Raw genomic sequence first — 16,860 nt, forward strand, 5'->3', positions numbered from 1 at the left:
AGTAAATGCTAAAATTCGTAAATGCTAAAATGCAGCACAATGATTGGTCAAAATGAATGACCGCCAAGGTACGCCATATGAGAGGCCATACGGAGAGTTGAACACTACGAGGAGTTGCTCCCCAGGCAATTGACGCGGCGACAATCGCCGCCAACTCTGCTATCGTGCCTCTCGTTCTTGAAGTGGCAGCTCTGGCGGCCATCCTGGCGGTGACCGCCCCGACACACGGGAGGAAGGTTATGGCCGGCTTTCATGTCATGGCGGACGCACGTGGAATGCATGTGCAGCCAACGGTGCGCCGCATCACCACGTCGGACCTTTGGGATGCGCTGCGCCTCGGCGTCGAGGATTTCTGGGCAAAACCTTCGCACTATGTGTTCCTGTGCTTGATCTATCCCATCGTCGGCCTGATCCTGACGCAGTGGACGTCCGGGGCCAACGCCATCCAGCTCATCTATCCCCTGATGTCGGGTTTCGCGCTGGTCGGGCCCTTTGCGGCGCTCGGCCTTTACGAGATCAGCCGCCGGCGCGAACTCGGCATGAACACCTCCTGGCGGCACGCGTTTGATGTGCGGCGCTCGTCCGCGGTTCCGTCGATCGCCGTCATCGGCATCATGCTGGTGGCGCTGTTCCTGTTATGGCTCTACACCGCGCAATCGATCTACACCGGCCTGTTCGGCGACCAGCCGCCGGCCTCGATCGGTGGCTTCATCCGCGACGTGCTGACCACCAGCAAGGGCTGGACGCTGATCCTTGCCGGCAATGCCGCGGGCTTTGTCTTTGCCGTAATCGTGCTCGCCACCACCGTGGTTGCCTTCCCGCTGCTGCTCGACCGTGACGTCGGCGCCGTTTCGGCGATCGAGACCTCGGCCCGGGCGGTAATGGCCAACCCGCTGCAGATGGCGCTGTGGGGCTTGCTGGTCGCCGTGCTTCTGGTGATCGGTTCCATCCCGCTGTTTGCCGGGCTAGCCGTCGTCATGCCGGTGCTCGGCCATGCCACCTGGCATCTCTACCGCAAGGTGGTCGAGCCCGAGCGGGCGCAGCAGACAAGGCGGCCGATGTAGGGTGCGCTGTCGCTAACTTCTTGCAATCACTCAACGACGATAGGCCGTTCAGCGATTGAGCTGGGAAACATCACCGCCCCAAAACGCGGCGCGCGGTCTTGACCGGGCGCTTTCCAGGAAGGCGACAATGATTGGATGCGGGTGCTGCTTTGTCGACGTCAGCTGCGGCACGAAGAGCGTGGCAAGGTAGAATGGGTGGGATGGCAGCAGGAGGACGCGAGCCTCGCCATTCGAATCCCTGCCGACAATGTGAAAGCCGCCGGCGTCCAGTTCTTTCTGGTAGGCTGGATTGATGCCGAAGTTGCAATAGTAGCGCTCTTTCGTGTTCGTTTGTCCATAAATCCGCGCTGCCCGGCTCCCTCGCGTCAGAAATACGTCCATGGTTTGCCCAACGAGTGAACAGGTCAGCTGTGTGACGAACAGGGTGGAAGCATAGGGATCGTATTCCGCATGCTCGGCGTCCTGGAAACCCAGCACGTTGCGGGCATATTCGACGACCATATGCTGGCAACCGCCGCAGGTTCCCAAAGCAGGAATTTCGTTTTCCCTGGCATGCCGGATGGCATTCAGAGCGCCATTCATGCTCCTGTACGGGCTGCCTGGAGCGATCCAGATCGCATCAAAAGGTGCCAGCTTGTCGCTGACCCCGGTGATCAGTTCTTCGGTCGAAATCCACTGGTGTTCGTACTGGATACCGAGCGTGGACCCGGCATGATCCAGCGCTTCGTCCATCTTGGCGTGTGGTTCGAAAGATGGCGTGTATTCACCGATCAGCGCCAATGCGAGTCGTTGTGTCATGAGAGCTCCTATGAATTGAAGTGAGCTTCCAGATGCGTTATCGGAGATGCATAAGTAAAATGCATTCGGATGATATCTATCATGACTATCACTAATATCACTCTCGGTCAGCTGCGGGTCCTGACCATGATTGTCGAAGACGCGAGCTTTTCGACGGCCGCTACGCGGATCGGCATGACGCAGTCGGGCGCAAGCCAGGCGATGAGAAGCCTTGAAGGCGTTCTTGGAGTGAAGCTTCTGGTTCGCGGCAAGAACGGGGTGTTTCCGACGGAAATTGGACAAGCAGTGCTTCAGGATGCGCGAGAGGCCGTTCTGGCCATCGAGCGAATCCAGCAAAGGAGCGCCGCAGCTTCAGGCGCTCAGACCGGGCGGTTGCGCATTGGAAGCGTGGCAAGCGCGGTAGAGCGTTTGCTGCCGCAAATACTTGCCCGCTTCCAGCGGCTTTTCCCCGGCGTCGAACTGGTTTTGCTGGAAGGAACCGATCATGAGGTTCTGGAATGGGTTGAAACAGCAGTCGTTGACGTCGGCCTGACCTCCGAACAATCAGCCGAAACTGTCGGGGATGTAGTCCTGGAGGATGATTTCGTCTTTCTTGCTGCTTGCGACCACCCGCTAGCAGCGACGGCGCGCGTCAAATTGTGCGACCTGGCCGACGAGAATTTCATCATGTCGGGCTCTGGTTGCGAGCCGGTCATCCGTCAGCTCTTCGCATCCGTGAACATCTCGCCTAAGGTTGTCCTTACGGTTCGCGATACGGCTGCCCTGGTGGAAATGGTGTCGCAGGGGATCGGTGTGACACTGATGCCTGAGCTTTCCACTCCGGAAGGAGACGCTCGCGTGTGTCGAATTCCCATTGTTCCTTGTGTTCAGAGGCGGCTGCTCGTTGTCAGTCTGGCAAGGGCCAATCGTTCGCCAGCCGCGGAGAAATTCGTGCAGCTGCTGGCGCCCTGACGTTTCTAGCTCAGCTCGCGATCATCGTCCAAGGCGAATTCAGCGCTGCGCCTCTGTCGCCATCTTCAGCGCAAGTGCCGCCAGCACGGTGCCCATCATCCAGCGCTGGATGACCAGCCACAAAGGCCGTCCGGCGAGAAAGGTGGCGATCGAGCCGGCCGTCACCGCGATGACGGCATTGACGCTGAGACTGATCGAGATCTGCGTCGCGCCGAGCACCAGAAGCTGCGACAGGACGTGGCCTTTGCCGGGGCTGATGAACTGCGGCAACAGCGACAGATAGAGCACGGCCACCTTCGGATTGAGCAGATTGGTCATCAGGCCCATGGCAAACAGTTTGCGCGGCCGGTCCCTCGGCAGGTCGCGCACCTGGAACGGCGAGCGTCCGCCCGGCTTCACCGCCTGCCAGGCCAGCCACAGCAGATAAAGCACACCGGCAAAGCGCAGCGCGTCATAGGCGTAGGGCACGGCGAGCAGCAGCGCGGTGATGCCGAATGCCGCCGCCAGCACATAGAAGACAAAGCCGAGTGCCACGCCGCCAAGCGAGATGAGCCCCGCCTTCGGCCCCTGCGACAGGGAACGCGAGATCAGATAGATCATGTTGGGGCCAGGCGTCAGCACCATGCCGAGGCAGACCAGCGCGAAGGCGAGATGATTGGCTGTTTCGGGCATCTGTTCTTCCCCAGCGCGCCGCGAATGGACGCGCGATCCGGCAGGCGGCCAACATGTGCCTGTCCCGGCAGGCGCGCGCAAGTGCATGGCGGCGCCAGCCGTTGTTCCAGCTAGCCGCCGGTGCCTACGGATCAGCCGACGATGCGCAGGTTCGACAGTTCGTTGCCGATTTCCTTGAAATCGTTCGACAAGCTGGCGCCGGTGGCGTTCCAGAACAGTTTTGCCGGCTTGCTCGCGTCCGTCGGATCCTTGCGGAAGCGCGAGTTCGACGAGCAGGATTTCAGCGCCTCGATCGCCTGCTGGTCGGCGATTTTAGTCGTCGACAGATCGAGCGCTACCGTCATCACCATGATGTTGGCCGCCTTGGCGTTGTTGCAAAGCGTCGCCATCTGCTCGTTGAGCGCGTTGGTGTAATTGCCGTTCGAATAATCGAATTGGCCAATGGTGCTCGATGTGCCCATGAACAGGCGGCCCACCGACGTGCCGTTGTAGCCGGGTTTGAGATAGCCGAAGGACGCGTAGGTCGACTTCGAATCGGCGGGGTCGGAATAGCCGAGCGAGGAAGGCGTGTAGTAGGTGTTGGCGCCGTCGGTCAGCACGATCACGACCTTGTCGTTGCCCCTCTCGGTTTCCGGGCGTCCTTGCGTGAAGGGCTCGCCGCTCGAAACCACGCGCCATCCCCAGGCCATGCCTTCGGGAACATTGGTGCCGCCATCGGGCTTCATCAGGTCGATCGCGGCCTTGATCGCCGTGAGCCCAGTGGCAACGCTGACATCGGTCAGCGGCGTGATCGGGTTGGTGGAGCAGCTGTAGTTCGGCCCGTTGCCGGCGGCCAGCGCCGGCGCATTGATCGGCCGCGGCTGGAAATATTTGGCCATGTTGCGCAACCGGGATTGGCCGGTGCTGCTTGTCGGGTCGTCATTCCACCAGCTGTTCACGGCGCCGTAGGTCGTCGGCGTGGCCTCATCGGGATCTTGGGTGAGCCTCCAATGATTGCCGGGTTCGTCGGGGGCGAACATCGGCACGAACATCGTCGCCGGATCGCCAACCCCTATGCCGGTGTTCGCCGAGCCGCCTGACGGCGCCGCGTCGTTGACATTGTAGGGATAGGGCCGGGCCTCGACGCAGCCCTGCCAACTGGCGAATGGACCATAGGAATCGATGTAGTCGTATTCGTCATGGCTTCGTTTGCAGGTGTTGTTCGAGTTGTATTCGTCGCAAACCACGCGCTTGCTGTTGGTGACACGCTCATGGTTGGTGACGACCTTCATGTCTCGGTAGAGCGAAAACCGGGTCAGCATCTGGCCTTCGTCGGTACCCCATCCGGTGCCGCGCTTGTACCAGATACCGTTGATCTGCTGGGCGTATTTGTCGACCGCGTTCAGCGTCGACCAGTCGAAATTCTCGTTCGATACCGGCGACAGTCCTTCGGTGTCCATCCAGGGCGCGTTACCGTTGCCGGGTCCGACATTGACCGAGGCGGCAAACGGCACGAGGCCGAACTGCACCGGCCTGTCGACCTGCTTGATCATCGCCGCCTGCTGGGCCAGCGTGTCGACCAGCTGTTTGGCCGCGGTCTTGAGAAGGTCGATCCGCGTTTGCCCCGAGCCCGTTCCGGTCTTGGTCATCGACCCGGAATTGTCGAGCACCAGGGCGACTTCAAGAGTGTTCTTCAGCCGCACTTCCGAGGTGACGTTGAAGCTGATCCTCTGGTTGGCGTCGGTTTCGGATTTGCCGACGAGCTGACCGAAAACCGGATAGAAATAGGGCTTGTAGTCAAGCCGCGCGCCCATCTTGAGCAAGCCCCCGCCGGCGGTGTTGCTTGGCATGGTGACGCTGAGCGTCGTGTTGGCGGGGTTGATCTTGTTGAGGTTGGCATTGAAGAAATCGAGCGCATAGGCTCTCAACTGGTCGTCGGTAGCACCTTCCGTCAGCCGGCGCGCCGTGGCGAAGTTTGCGGCATCGAGCGCATTCGAAACCGCCTGTTTTTCGCGGCTCATCTCGGTGAAGTCGACGGCTATCGCCAGGGCGCCCATGAGCGGAACCATCGCGACGACGGTCATAAGAGCATAGTTGCCGCGTTGGTCGCGGCAGAACTGACGCCAAAGTCCATGCATGTCTTGCAGCGGCCCCCGCCGGCGGATTCTCGATCGATGCCAGCTTTCCACAAAACGCTGAAGGCCGTGTTTGGGAAATCGCTCGATTGCCGGGGCAGCGTTTCACCAACCGCTAACCAATCGTGCCTGGCGAAAGCTGGTGACAGGCCGGGGCGGTTCGGCTAATCCGAACCGGCTGCGGCGAACCGTCGGTCGCAGCGACGCAACGATCATGACTGAAGGAAACGGCATGGCGGATTCGCCTGAAATCATCGGCTCGCTCGAAGACGTGTCGAAGGCCTATTCGGCAATCCTGTGCGACGTCTGGGGCGTGGTGCACAATGGTGAAACGCATTTCCCGGTGGCGGCCTCGGCATTGGCAAGGGCTCGAGAGGCGAAAATCCCCGTCGTCCTGATCACCAATTCGCCGCGCAGAAGTGCCGATGTCGTGGCGCAGATGAACGCGATCGGTGTTCCACCGTCAGCCTACGACCGGGTGGTTACCTCAGGCGACGTGACGCGGGATCTGATCGCCGAAGGGCCGCGCAAGATTTTCCATATCGGCGCCGACCGGGACTTCACCCTCTATGAAGGTCTCGATGTCAAGCTTGTCGAGGAGTTCGAGGCGTCCGGCGTCGTCTGCACCGGCCTGTTCGACGATGAGGTCGAGAAGCCCGAGGATTACACCGAGCTCCTGCGGCGGCTGCGCGCCAGGAACCTGCCTTTCATCTGCGCAAATCCCGACATCGTGGTCGAGCGCGGCGAACGCATGATCTGGTGTGCCGGCGCGCTGGCGCGTGACTATGCCCAGCTTGGCGGCCGCACATTGATCGCTGGAAAACCATACGCGCCGATCTACAATCTCGCGATGAAGGAGGTCGCCGAGATTCTTGGCCAGCCGGTCGAGCGCGGCCAGGTGCTGGCCATCGGCGACGGCATGATGACCGATGTGAAGGGCGCCGCCGACAATGGCTTCGATGTTCTTTATGTCTCCGGCGGAATCCATGCCCGCGACTATGGCGATACCCTGTACCCGGACCCGGCAAGACTGGCGGCGTTCCTGGAAAAGCATGGCTATGGTCCGGTGGCCGTCATTCCCAGACTTCGGTAGGTGACGATGGCAGCCTTCCAACGCATCCTGGCAACTGCGCCGCTTCCCGCCGACCTGCGCGGCGGCGTGGTGGCGATCGGCAATTTCGATGGCGTCCATCGCGGCCATCAGGCGGTGCTCGAGCGGGCCTCTGCCGAGGCCGGACGGCGTGGAGTGCCGGCCCTGGTGCTGACATTCGAACCGCATCCGCGCAAGATCTTCAGGCCTGATATCCCGTTGTTCGTGCTGACGCCGCCGCCGATGAAGGCGCGGCTCCTGTCGCTGCTGGGCTTCGCCGCCCTCGTCGAGCAGCCGTTCACGCGCGACTTCGCCTCGCTGTCGGCGGAAGCGTTCGTGACGGATGTGCTGGAAAGAAATCTTGGCATTACCCACGCCGTGACCGGGTTCGATTTCCATTTCGGCAAGGATCGTCAAGGCGGCCCGGCCTACCTGATGGCGGCCGGCCAGCGTCACGGCTTCGGCGTCACGCTCGTCGACGCCTTCCGGGACGAGGGCGCCGAGGTGGTGTCGTCCAGCCGCATCCGCGGATTGCTGGGCGAGGGCGAGGTGGCTGAAGCCGCCGGTCTGCTCGGCTACCGCTTCACCGTCGAAAGCGAGGTGGTCGGGGGACAGCAGCTTGGCCGCACCCTTGGCTTTCCAACCGCGAATATGAGGCTGTCGGCTGAAGCCGCACTCAAAGAAGGAATCTATGCCGTCCGCTTCCGCCGCGCCGACGGCACGCTTCACGACGGCGTCGCCAGCTTCGGCCGTCGGCCGACGGTCGACGACAATGGCGCGCCGCTGCTTGAAACCTTCGTCTTCGACTTCTCCGAAGACCTCTATGGCGAGGTCTGTCAGGTTTCCTTCTTCAGTTTCCTGCGCCCGGAGGTGAAGTTCGAAGGGCTCGACGCGCTGGTCGCGCAGATGAAGCGCGATGAAGCCGAGGCACGCGCCCTGCTTGCCGGCGTCAAGCCGCTCTCCGATCTCGACGCGGCCATGGCTTTTTGAGTATAGTCGTGATCCCGGCTACTTTTTCAGCGCGAGACCGACGGCGATGAAGGTCCAGCCCTGGAAGATCAGGTCGATCGCAAGGAACAGACCGAGCACCCACAGGCTGTTGACCGGCCAGCCCATGGCGATGATCAGACCTGCAAGGGCGCTGATGACACCGGCGGCGACGATCCAGCCCCAGCCGCGTTCCGGCCGATGGCTGTAGCCGACCCAGGCCCTGAGCACCCCTGACGCGACCAGCGCGATCGCAAGCAGGAACGTCAGCACCGCCGAGGCCAGCAACGGATTGCCGAAAGCGAAGAAGCCGGCAACGGCGTACAGCAGTCCGCTGAGCAGCCAGTAGAAGAAGCGACTCCAGGTCTTGACGCCGAACGCGTGCACGATCTCGATGATACCCGCCATCAGCATCAGCCATCCCACGACGTAGACGGAAGCCACCGTGGCGACGAACAGATTGGCGAAGGCAATGCCGCCGAAGATGAGTAGCAGCACACCGAGCGCGACAAACCATCCCCATTTTGTCCGTGTCTGTTCGATCCCGATTTTCAAGGCGTCGCCATGCAGGGTCATTGTCGCGATCTCCATCGAGGGCTGCGGAATACTGCGCATGGAAGGTAATCCGGGCGCCAGCCAACGTCCAGTCGATGACCGGCAGCCGGATCGCGGCAAAGCGCGAGCGTATGTCTCGGGTTTAAATCAAATTTTACCAAACGGCCGTCAAAGCTGTCATCGGCAATCATATGCGTTGTGTTAGTGGAGTGGCCATGAGTTCGGTAGGAAGAATCTCTCTTGTGTTGGCCGCTGCGGTGCTGGGTGGGACGGGCGCTGCCAATGCGGGCGAGGGCAGCTGGCTGTCCGGCGACTGGTATCTGACCGTTGGCGCCACCGGCATGGTCGCGCCGAATTTCGAGGGCGGCAAGAAGTACCTGCTCAGCGCCTCGCCGATCATTTCACTGGGCAAGGCCGGACCGGCGGCACGCTTTGTCTCGCGCAACGACAACATCTCGCTGGCGCTGGTCGACGATGGCGGTGTCCGCGCCGGCCTGACCGGCAAGTTCCTGTTTTCCCGCGACGATGACAACGCCGATGAGCTGAAGGGCCTCGATCCGGTGCGCTGGGGCGGCGAAGTCGGCGGCTTCTTCGAATTCTATCCGACGGACTGGCTGCGCGCCCGCGCCGAGCTGCGCCACGGCATTCGCGCCCACAACGGCTTTGTCGCCGACATTGCCGCCGACGCCTTCTACGATGTGACGCCAACCGTCAGGATTTCGGGAGGACCGCGTGTTTCCTTCGCCTCAGGCAACTATTTCGACGCCTATTATGGCGTCAACGCGCAGGAAGCGGTGGCCTCCGGCTTGAGCGAATATCATCCCGGTGGCGGGCTGAAGTCGACCGGCCTCGGCGGCGCTATCACCTGGAAGGTGACCGAGCCGATGACTGCCAGCCTGTTTGGCGAATATTCGCGCCTGATGGGACCGGCGGCCGATTCCAGCCTGGTCAAGGAGCGTGGCGACCGCAACCAGTTTATGATTGGCGTGTCGACCACCTACCGCTTCGATTTCACGATGTAGGTGAATCGAACGAGAGACGCTTTATTCCTGCGTCTATCTCCGCTAAAAGCCCACCAATGACGAGCTTTTCGCGCCTTCGCGTGCTGACGATACGAATTACCGGCCCGGTGTTCCGGGCGGCCTGAGGGTCGCCGGAACCGCCGGGAATTCTGCGCGCGGCCTCTCGCGCTTTTTCCAGATCATCAGGCATGTCGCCCAAAAGTGGCCCCGGTTTTGGGAAAACGACATGCGCAAAAGTATAGTTCAACGCCCGAGCTCTTTTGCCGCCGGGCAATGCACATGGCAGACCAATGACCGATACAACTGAAACGATCGACTATTCCAAGACGCTTTACCTGCCGCGGACGGATTTCCCGATGCGTGCCGGCTTGCCGGAGAAGGAGCCGCTGCTGGTCAAGCGCTGGCAGGACATGGATCTCTACCGCAAGCTGCGCGAGAGCGCTGCCGGCCGCACGAAATACGTGCTGCATGACGGCCCGCCCTACGCCAACGGCAACATCCATATCGGCCACGCGCTGAACAAGATCCTCAAGGACGTCATCACCCGCTCGTTCCAGATGCGCGGCTACGACTCGAACTATGTGCCCGGCTGGGACTGCCACGGCCTGCCGATCGAGTGGAAGATCGAGGAGCAGTACCGCGCCAAGGGCAAGAACAAGGACGAGGTGCCGGTCAACGAATTCCGCAAGGAATGCCGTGAGTTCGCCGCGGGTTGGATCACTGTGCAGGGGGCCGAGTTCCAGCGCCTCGGCGTCATCGGCGACTTCAAGAACCCCTATACGACGATGGCTTTCCATGCCGAGTCGCGGATCGCCGGCGAGCTTTTGAAATTCGCCATGTCGGGCCAGCTCTATCGCGGCTCCAAGCCGGTGATGTGGAGCGTGGTCGAGCGAACGGCGCTGGCCGAGGCCGAAATCGAGTACCACGACTATGAGAGCGACACGATCTGGGTGAAGTTTCCGGTCGCTAGCCTGGTTCGCCCCATCGACGATGGCGAGACCAAGCTGACCGAGGGCGCGCTCGATCTGCTGCAGGCTCATGTCGTCATCTGGACGACGACGCCGTGGACGATCCCCGGCAACCGTGCCGTCAACTATTCGCCGCGCATCAACTATGGCCTCTATGAGGTCACGGCAGCCGAGAACGCATTCGGCCCGCAGCCGGGTGAAAAACTGATCTTTGCCGACGCGCTGGCCGAAGACTCCTCGGCCAAGGCCAAGGTCACCTTGAATCGTCTCCGCAGCGTTTCGGCGCAAGAGCTTGGAAGCCTTACGCTTTCGCATCCGCTCAAGGGTTTTTGCGGCGGCTACGACTTTGCCGTTCCGATGCTCGCCGGCGACCACGTCACCGACGATGCCGGCACCGGCTTCGTCCACACCGCGCCCGGTCATGGCCGCGAGGACTTTGACGCCTGGATGGATGCGGCGGTGGATCTGCGCGCACGCGGCATCGATCCCGCCATCCCGTTCACCGTCGACGATGGCGGCTTCTTCACCAAGGACGCGCCGGGGTTCGGCCCCGACCGCGAGGGTGGACCGGCACGCGTCATCGATGACAATGGCAAGAAGGGCAACGCCAACCAGGCCGTCATCGACGAGCTGATCAAGCGCAACGCGCTGTTCGCGCGTGGCCGGCTGAAACACTCCTATCCGCATTCATGGCGGTCTAAAAAACCGATCATCTTCCGCAACACGCCGCAATGGTTCGTCTACATGGACAAGGACCTCGGCGATGGCTCGACGTTGCGCAGCCGGGCGCTCAAGGCCATCGACGACACCCGCTTCGTGCCCGCCGCAGGCCAGAACCGCATCCGCGCCATGATCGAGGAGCGCCCGGACTGGGTGCTGTCGCGCCAGCGCGCCTGGGGCGTGCCGATCGCCGTGTTCGCCGATGCCGACGGCAATGTGCTGAAGGACGAGGCGGTCAACCAGCGCATCATGGACGCCTTCGAGCAGGAAGGCGCCGACGCCTGGTTCGCGGCTGATGCCAAGGAGCGTTTCCTTGGCAATCACGACACTTCGAAGTGGAAGCAGGTGATGGATATCCTCGACGTCTGGTTCGATTCGGGCTCGACGCATGCCTTCACGCTGGAGGATCGTCCTGACCTGAAATGGCCGGCCGACGTCTATCTCGAAGGCTCCGACCAGCATCGCGGCTGGTTCCATTCGTCGCTGCTGGAGAGCTGCGGCACCAGGGGCAGGGCGCCTTACGACACCGTCGTCACCCATGGTTTCACCATGGACGAGGATGGCCGCAAGATGTCGAAGTCGCTGGGCAACACCGTGGTGCCGCAGGACGTCATCAAGCAGTCGGGCGCCGATATCCTGCGTCTGTGGGTGGTGACGACCGACTACTGGGAGGACCAGCGGCTCGGCAAGAACGTGCTGCAGACCAACATCGACGCCTACCGCAAACTGCGCAACACCATCCGCTGGATGCTGGGTACGCTTGCCCATGACGATGGCGAAGAGGTGCCGATGGAGAAAATGCCGGAGCTGGAGCGGCTGATGCTGCACCGGCTGGCCGAGCTCGATGAGGTCGTGCGTTCGGGCTACGACGCCTTTGAATTCAAGCGCATCACCCGCATGCTGCTCGATTTCATGGTGGTCGAGCTGTCGGCGTTCTATTTCGACATCCGCAAGGATGCGCTCTACTGCGACGCGCCGTCGAGCCTGAAGCGCAAGGCTTCGGTGCAGGTGGTGCGCCATCTCTTCGATTGCCTGGTGAAATGGCTGGCGCCGATGCTGCCTTTCACCACGGAGGAGGCCTGGCTTGACCGTCATCCCGACGCCGTCTCGGTGCATCTCGACCAGTTCCCGCAAATCCCGGCGGACTGGAAGAACGAGGCGCTGGCGGAAAAGTGGCGCCAGGTGCGGCAAGTGCGGCGCGTCGTCACCGGCGCGCTGGAGATCGCGCGCGCCCAGAAGGTGATCGGATCGTCGCTGGAAGCGGTGCCGGTCGTCACAATCAACGACGCAGCGCTCGAAGCGGCGATTTCAGATGTCGACATGGCCGAGATGGCGATCACCAGCGATCTGGTCATCGCTCATGGCGAGGCACCGGCTGGTGCCTTCGCGATCGACGACGTCAAGGGTGTCGCCGTGGTGGTCGAGAAGGCCGAGGATCGTGGCCTGTTAAAATGTGCACGCTCCTGGCGCTACACCGCCGATGTCGGCCAGGATCCGGAATTCCCGGATGTTTCGGCTAGGGATGCGGCGGTGCTGCATGAATTGAAGACGCTTGGCCGACTTTAACGGTTAGTCGGCTGGATCGGTGCACAAATGCCACGCCGGGCGGGCGAAAACCGCCCGCGCGTTGCCCTTAACGAGTGGTTGAGGTAAACACGCGAAACTCCGGAAGACAAATTGTCGCCGGATTTCCGTCGCAAGTGCTTGGACGATGGGGACCGGCCACAAGGCCGGCGGCAATCGAGAGGCTGTCTAGAGTGGGACTTTTTGGCATGACCGAGAGATATAACGCGCGCTTGGCGCTGCTGGCGCCGCTTGTCGCGTCGGGCCTCGCTTTGTCCGGCTGCATGGGCTCTCCGACCTACGGCACCGACAAGACCGCCGGCGAACAGCTGGCCGGCGATATTTCAGGTGCCTTTTCATTCGCGCCGAAGCGCAAGGAACAGATCGACTACAAGCCGCGTCCGACGCTTGTGAAGCCGGCGCCAGGCCAGAAGGAAGCGCTGCCGGCCCCGCAGGACAGCATCGAGACGGCGAGCGCCGAATGGCCCGAATCGCCCGAGCAGCGCCGCGCCCGCCTGCGCGCCGACGCCACCGCCCATCAGAACGACCCGGCTTACCAGTCGGAGATCGTCGACGACGTGCAGACCGATCCGGCCTCGGTGAAGAGGGCAATGGCAGAGTCAGGGTCGAGCCACCCGCCGGCATGGACACCGGCCGATTCCGACAAGGGCCGTGCCGCCGAGATCCAGCGCCGCCTTGCCGACAGCAAGCAGGGCGATCCGAACACCCGCAAATATCTGAGCGAGCCTCCAGTGCAGTATCGTGTTGCGGCCGGCACCGCACCGCAGAACGAGCTTGGCGAGGACGAGTACAAGAAGGAGCGCCGCCTCAAGAAAGAGGCGGAAGGCAAGAAGGGCAGCGGCTGGTTCGACTGGATGCCGTCCCTGTAAAAACCGCCTCTTTGTTGTTTCTTGCGAAGGGCGCCCGGTTCAACCGCGCCGTTCCAGGAAAAATCCTTTGAGCAACAGGGCCGCCTCGGTCTCGCCCATGCCTGGATAGATGTCGGGCGTGTGGTGGCAGGTTGGCGATGCGAAGAAGCGCACGCCATTGACCACCGCGCCTCCCTTGTCGTCGGCGGCACCGAAATAGAGCCGGCGCAGCCGGGCGAAAGAAATGGCGCCGGCGCACATGGCGCAAGGTTCCAGCGTCACATAGAGATCATGGCCGGTCAGCCGCTCGGCCGACAGTTTGCGGCAAGCTTCGCGGATGACCAGCATCTCGGCATGCGCCGTCGGGTCGGCAAGTTCGCGTGTGCGGTTGCCGGCGCTGGCGACAACACCAGCGCCATTGGCGATGACGGCGCCGACCGGCACTTCGCCTCGCAAGGCGGCAGCCTCGGCCTCCTTCAGCGCCAGCGCCATGAAATCGGGCCGCTTCACGCGATTTCCACTCCGATTATCTCCTCGCCACCTGACGGTGATCCTGTTATTGAGCGCAGGACCTCGAAAATCGGGACTCGGTTTTCGAAAATGATCATGCGCCACATCAAAAGTGCTACAGCGTTCGTTGCGCGCCCGAAAGGATGCGCCACGCTGTAGCAGCGCAAACGGATAAAGGCCACATGGACGACAACGACAAGAAATTCCGACCCAGGAAGGGTCCGGCCAAGAGTGGGCCGAAAGCCGCGGGACCGCGCAGCGGTGATGGCGCCGCCGGCAAGGGCGGCAAGCCGTCCTTTGGCGCCAAGAAGCCTTACGCACCGCGTGGCGATCGGCCGATGGCCGCCGATGGCGAGCGGCCGAAGCGCGATTTCAAGGGCGGCGACAAGCCTTTCAGCAAAGGCACGCGACCCGAAGGCAAGCCCTTTGAAAAGCGCGAGGGGCCGCGCAAGCCCTATGCGCCACGTGGCGACCGGCCAATGGCGGCCGAAGGCGAGCGCAAGCCGTATGAAAAGCGCGAAGGCCCGCGCAAGCCCTACGCACCGCGCGGCGACCGCCCGGTAGCGGCCGAAGGCGAGCGCAAGCCCTATGAAACAGGTGAGGGGCCACGCAAGCCCTATGCGCCGCGCGGCGACCGCCCGGTGGCGGCCGAAGGCGAGCGCAAGCCCTATGAAAAACGTGAGGGGCCACGCAAACCTTATGCACCGCGTGGCGACCGGCCGGTTGCGGCAGCAGAGGGCGGCGAAAAGCGCTTCGACCGTCCCAAGCGTGATTTTAGCGACCGCGCGCCGCGCGACGCCGGCGATCGACCGAAGCGTGACTTCGCTGACCGCCCCAAGCGCGATTTCAGCGACCGCCCCAAGCGCGACTTTGGCGATCGGCCGCAAGGCGCATCGGGCGGCAGCTTCAAGCCACGCCCGCGTCCCGCCGACGCTGCCGAAGAGGCAGGCGAACGCATCGCCAAGCGGCTGGCGCGCGCCGGCCTGGCCTCGCGCCGCGATGCCGAGGAACTGATCGCCGCCGGTCGCGTCAAGGTCAATGGCCGCGCCCTGACCTCGCCGGCCTTCAACGTGATGCCTGATGACATCATCCATCTCGACGGCATGGAAATCCCGCCGATCGAGCGCACGCGGCTGTTCCTGTTCCACAAGCCGGCCGGCGTCGTCACCACCAACCGCGATCCCGAGGGCCGCAAGACCGTCTTCGACGTGCTGCCGGCTGAATTGCCGCGGCTGATGACCATCGGCCGGCTCGACATCAACACCGAAGGCCTGCTGCTGCTCACCAATGATGGCGGCCTGTCGCGCGTGCTCGAACTGCCGGCCACCGGCTGGCTGCGCCGCTACCGGGTGCGCGTCCACGGCAAGGTCGAGGAAAGCGCGCTTGCGGGCCTGCGTGAAGGCATTGCCGTCGACGGCGTGTTCTACGGTGCCATCGAAGCGACGCTCGACCGTGAGCAAGGCACCAATGCCTGGCTGACGATCGGTCTGCGCGAGGGCAAGAACCGCGAAGTCAGGAACATCCTGGGTTCGCTCGGCCTCGACGTTACGCGGCTGATCCGCATCTCCTACGGGCCGTTCCAGCTCGATGACCTCGCCGAGGGCCATGTGCTGGAGATCAAGGGGCGCGTGCTGCGTGACCAACTCGGCGAGCGCCTGGTCGAGGAATCCGGCGCCAATTTCGACGCCGATGTCACCAAGCCGTTTTCCAACAAGCCGGTGCGGCGCACCGAAGTTCGCGAGCCGGAGCCGGAGCGGCCGAAATTCACCCGCGACGGTGAGCGCCGCCCGATCGGGGAGGGCGGTCTGATCAAGAACCGCAAACGCCGCGAAGGCAGCCGCGACGAGGCTCTGGGCAAACTGTCGACAAGTCCCGACAGAAGCGCGGAGAAGAGTTTTGGCGAACGCGGCCCGCGTCCCGAACGCAGCTTCGGCGACAAGCCGCGCGGCAATTTTGGCGACAAACCGCGCGGTGGCTTCGGTGACAAGCCACGCGGCGGTTTCGGCGACAAGCCTCGGGGTGGTGGCAAAAAGTCCGAGCGCGAGCAGCGGCCGATCGAGCCGCCCGGCCAGCGCAAGGCCAATGTCTGGATGGCACCGGGCGCGCGGCCGATCGGCAAGGGCAGGGCCGACGCAGACGCAGCCAAGGCCGCTGAAGCAAAGGCGCGAAAGGCATCGTTCAAGCCGACCTATGGCAAACCGGCCGGTGCCAAGCCGTTCGGCAAGCCGAGAGGCGAACGTCCGGGCGGGGCCGGCGGCGGTGAGCGTCCGCGCAATGGTCCCCGAGGCCCCAAAGCGAGATGAGAATCGTCGGTGGTGAGTTTCGCGGGCGTCCGCTGGCGACGCCCCGTTCGAGCGCCATCCGTCCGACGACCGATCGCACCCGCGAGGCGGTCTTCAACGTGCTGGCGCATCGCTTTGCCGCGCAGTTGGACGGTGCGCGCGTGCTCGACCTGTTCGCCGGCACCGGCGCGCTGGGGCTCGAAGCCCTGTCGCGCGGTGCCTCCTACGGGGTCTTCATCGAGGAATCGGCCGAAGGCCGTGGCCTGATCCGCGACAATGTCGAGGCCTTTGGGCTGACCGGCCGCACCAAGATCTTCCGTCGCGACGCCACGGGCCTCGGCGAGGCCGGCACGCTGGCGCCGTTCGGCCTCGTCTTCGCCGACCCGCCCTATGGCAAGGGTCTTGGCGAGCGCGCCTTGCAGTCGGCGAAAGCCGGCGGCTGGCTTCGCCCCGGCGCGCTGTGCGTGGTCGAAGAGGCGGCAGTGGCGCCGTTCGAGCCTGGTCCCGGCTTTTCGGTGCTGGACGAGCGCAACTATGGCGAGACCGTTATCCGCTTTGTCGAGGCGGTCTGATAGCCTGCATCCTTGGCCGGGCCTCATGGGCCGGCCTCTTTGCCGCCGCCTTTGCCGGCAACATGACCAACAATTCACTTTGCTTGTCGCCAGCACCTTGCCTATCGTCCGCCAAGAAACCGG

The 16,860-nt window shown here is 63.1% G+C and carries 15 protein-coding genes; 9 read left to right on the top strand and 6 right to left on the bottom strand.

The window, feature by feature from the left end; translation table 11 throughout:
- The first annotated feature begins 239 nt into the window (after positions 1 to 239).
- Positions 240 to 1,064, top strand: coding sequence for a DUF2189 domain-containing protein (locus tag NKK51_RS16185; protein ID WP_023813533.1), 825 nt, complete (start codon positions 240 to 242; stop codon positions 1,062 to 1,064).
- A gap of 48 nt (positions 1,065 to 1,112) precedes the next feature.
- Here the strand turns inward: NKK51_RS16185 and NKK51_RS16190 are convergent, their stop codons facing one another.
- Positions 1,113 to 1,862 (bottom strand): CTP synthase C-terminal region-related (seleno)protein, encoded by a 750-nt coding sequence (locus NKK51_RS16190; RefSeq protein WP_023813534.1) that lies wholly within the window; start codon positions 1,860 to 1,862, stop codon positions 1,113 to 1,115.
- 81 nt (positions 1,863 to 1,943) lie between these two features.
- Between NKK51_RS16190 and NKK51_RS16195 the strand changes: the two genes are divergently transcribed.
- Positions 1,944 to 2,813, top strand: a complete 870-nt coding sequence (locus NKK51_RS16195; protein ID WP_352553899.1) for a LysR family transcriptional regulator — start codon at positions 1,944 to 1,946, stop codon at positions 2,811 to 2,813.
- 39 nt (positions 2,814 to 2,852) lie between these two features.
- Here the strand turns inward: NKK51_RS16195 and NKK51_RS16200 are convergent, their stop codons facing one another.
- Together NKK51_RS16200 and NKK51_RS16205 are read right to left on the bottom strand one after the other, a co-directional pair.
- The gene (locus NKK51_RS16200) at positions 2,853 to 3,485 is read right to left on the bottom strand and encodes a LysE family translocator (protein WP_128304791.1); all 633 of its coding nucleotides are present in this window, start codon (positions 3,483 to 3,485) and stop codon (positions 2,853 to 2,855) included.
- 131 nt (positions 3,486 to 3,616) lie between these two features.
- Entirely contained in the window at positions 3,617 to 5,602 is a 1,986-nt protein-coding gene (locus tag NKK51_RS16205; RefSeq protein ID WP_352553901.1) for a TadE/TadG family type IV pilus assembly protein, read from the bottom strand.
- 229 nt (positions 5,603 to 5,831) lie between these two features.
- On the opposite strand from NKK51_RS16205, the gene NKK51_RS16210 reads away from it, so the two are divergent.
- Positions 5,832 to 6,692, top strand: coding sequence for a TIGR01459 family HAD-type hydrolase (locus tag NKK51_RS16210; protein WP_352553903.1), 861 nt, complete (start codon positions 5,832 to 5,834; stop codon positions 6,690 to 6,692).
- 6 nt (positions 6,693 to 6,698) lie between these two features.
- Complete coding sequence (locus tag NKK51_RS16215; RefSeq protein WP_128304789.1) at positions 6,699 to 7,679, top strand: bifunctional riboflavin kinase/FAD synthetase; 981 nt, start codon at positions 6,699 to 6,701, stop codon at positions 7,677 to 7,679.
- A gap of 18 nt (positions 7,680 to 7,697) precedes the next feature.
- Here the strand turns inward: NKK51_RS16215 and NKK51_RS16220 are convergent, their stop codons facing one another.
- Entirely contained in the window at positions 7,698 to 8,252 is a 555-nt protein-coding gene (locus NKK51_RS16220) for an HdeD family acid-resistance protein (protein WP_127322683.1), read from the bottom strand.
- A 194-nt stretch (positions 8,253 to 8,446) separates the two neighbouring features.
- On the opposite strand from NKK51_RS16220, the gene NKK51_RS16225 reads away from it, so the two are divergent.
- Positions 8,447 to 9,253, top strand: a complete 807-nt coding sequence (locus tag NKK51_RS16225) for a MipA/OmpV family protein (protein WP_127408602.1) — start codon at positions 8,447 to 8,449, stop codon at positions 9,251 to 9,253.
- Here the strand turns inward: NKK51_RS16225 and NKK51_RS16230 are convergent.
- A complete protein-coding gene (locus NKK51_RS16230; RefSeq protein ID WP_127257956.1) occupies positions 9,243 to 9,500 on the bottom strand; it encodes a hypothetical protein in 258 nt (85 codons plus the stop codon). The genes NKK51_RS16225 and NKK51_RS16230 overlap by 11 nt on opposite strands.
- A 43-nt stretch (positions 9,501 to 9,543) precedes the next feature.
- Here NKK51_RS16230 and ileS point away from each other — a divergent pair, with 43 nt between their 5' ends.
- Together ileS and NKK51_RS16240 are read left to right on the top strand one after the other, a co-directional pair.
- On the top strand, positions 9,544 to 12,507 hold the full coding sequence (ileS, locus tag NKK51_RS16235; protein WP_352553905.1) for an isoleucine--tRNA ligase: 2,964 nt from the start codon (positions 9,544 to 9,546) through the stop codon (positions 12,505 to 12,507).
- Positions 12,508 to 12,713: 206 nt separating this feature from the next.
- Positions 12,714 to 13,394: a hypothetical protein gene (locus tag NKK51_RS16240; RefSeq protein ID WP_023813543.1), complete on the top strand. Its 681-nt coding sequence runs from the start codon at positions 12,714 to 12,716 to the stop codon at positions 13,392 to 13,394.
- A 39-nt stretch (positions 13,395 to 13,433) separates the two neighbouring features.
- Here the strand turns inward: NKK51_RS16240 and NKK51_RS16245 are convergent, their stop codons facing one another.
- Positions 13,434 to 13,883 (bottom strand): nucleoside deaminase, encoded by a 450-nt coding sequence (locus NKK51_RS16245; RefSeq protein ID WP_127289016.1) that lies wholly within the window; start codon positions 13,881 to 13,883, stop codon positions 13,434 to 13,436.
- Between the two features lie 182 nt (positions 13,884 to 14,065).
- Between NKK51_RS16245 and NKK51_RS16250 the strand changes: the two genes are divergently transcribed.
- Positions 14,066 to 16,186: a pseudouridine synthase gene (locus NKK51_RS16250; protein ID WP_352553907.1), complete on the top strand. Its 2,121-nt coding sequence runs from the start codon at positions 14,066 to 14,068 to the stop codon at positions 16,184 to 16,186.
- A complete protein-coding gene (gene rsmD / locus NKK51_RS16255; protein WP_023813546.1) occupies positions 16,183 to 16,737 on the top strand; it encodes a 16S rRNA (guanine(966)-N(2))-methyltransferase RsmD in 555 nt (184 codons plus the stop codon). The genes NKK51_RS16250 and rsmD overlap by 4 nt, the downstream gene beginning before the upstream one ends.
- Positions 16,738 to 16,860 lie beyond the last annotated feature (123 nt).

Source organism: Mesorhizobium sp. M0011, assembly GCF_040324155.1.
Taxonomy (GTDB): Bacteria; Pseudomonadota; Alphaproteobacteria; order Rhizobiales; family Rhizobiaceae; genus Mesorhizobium.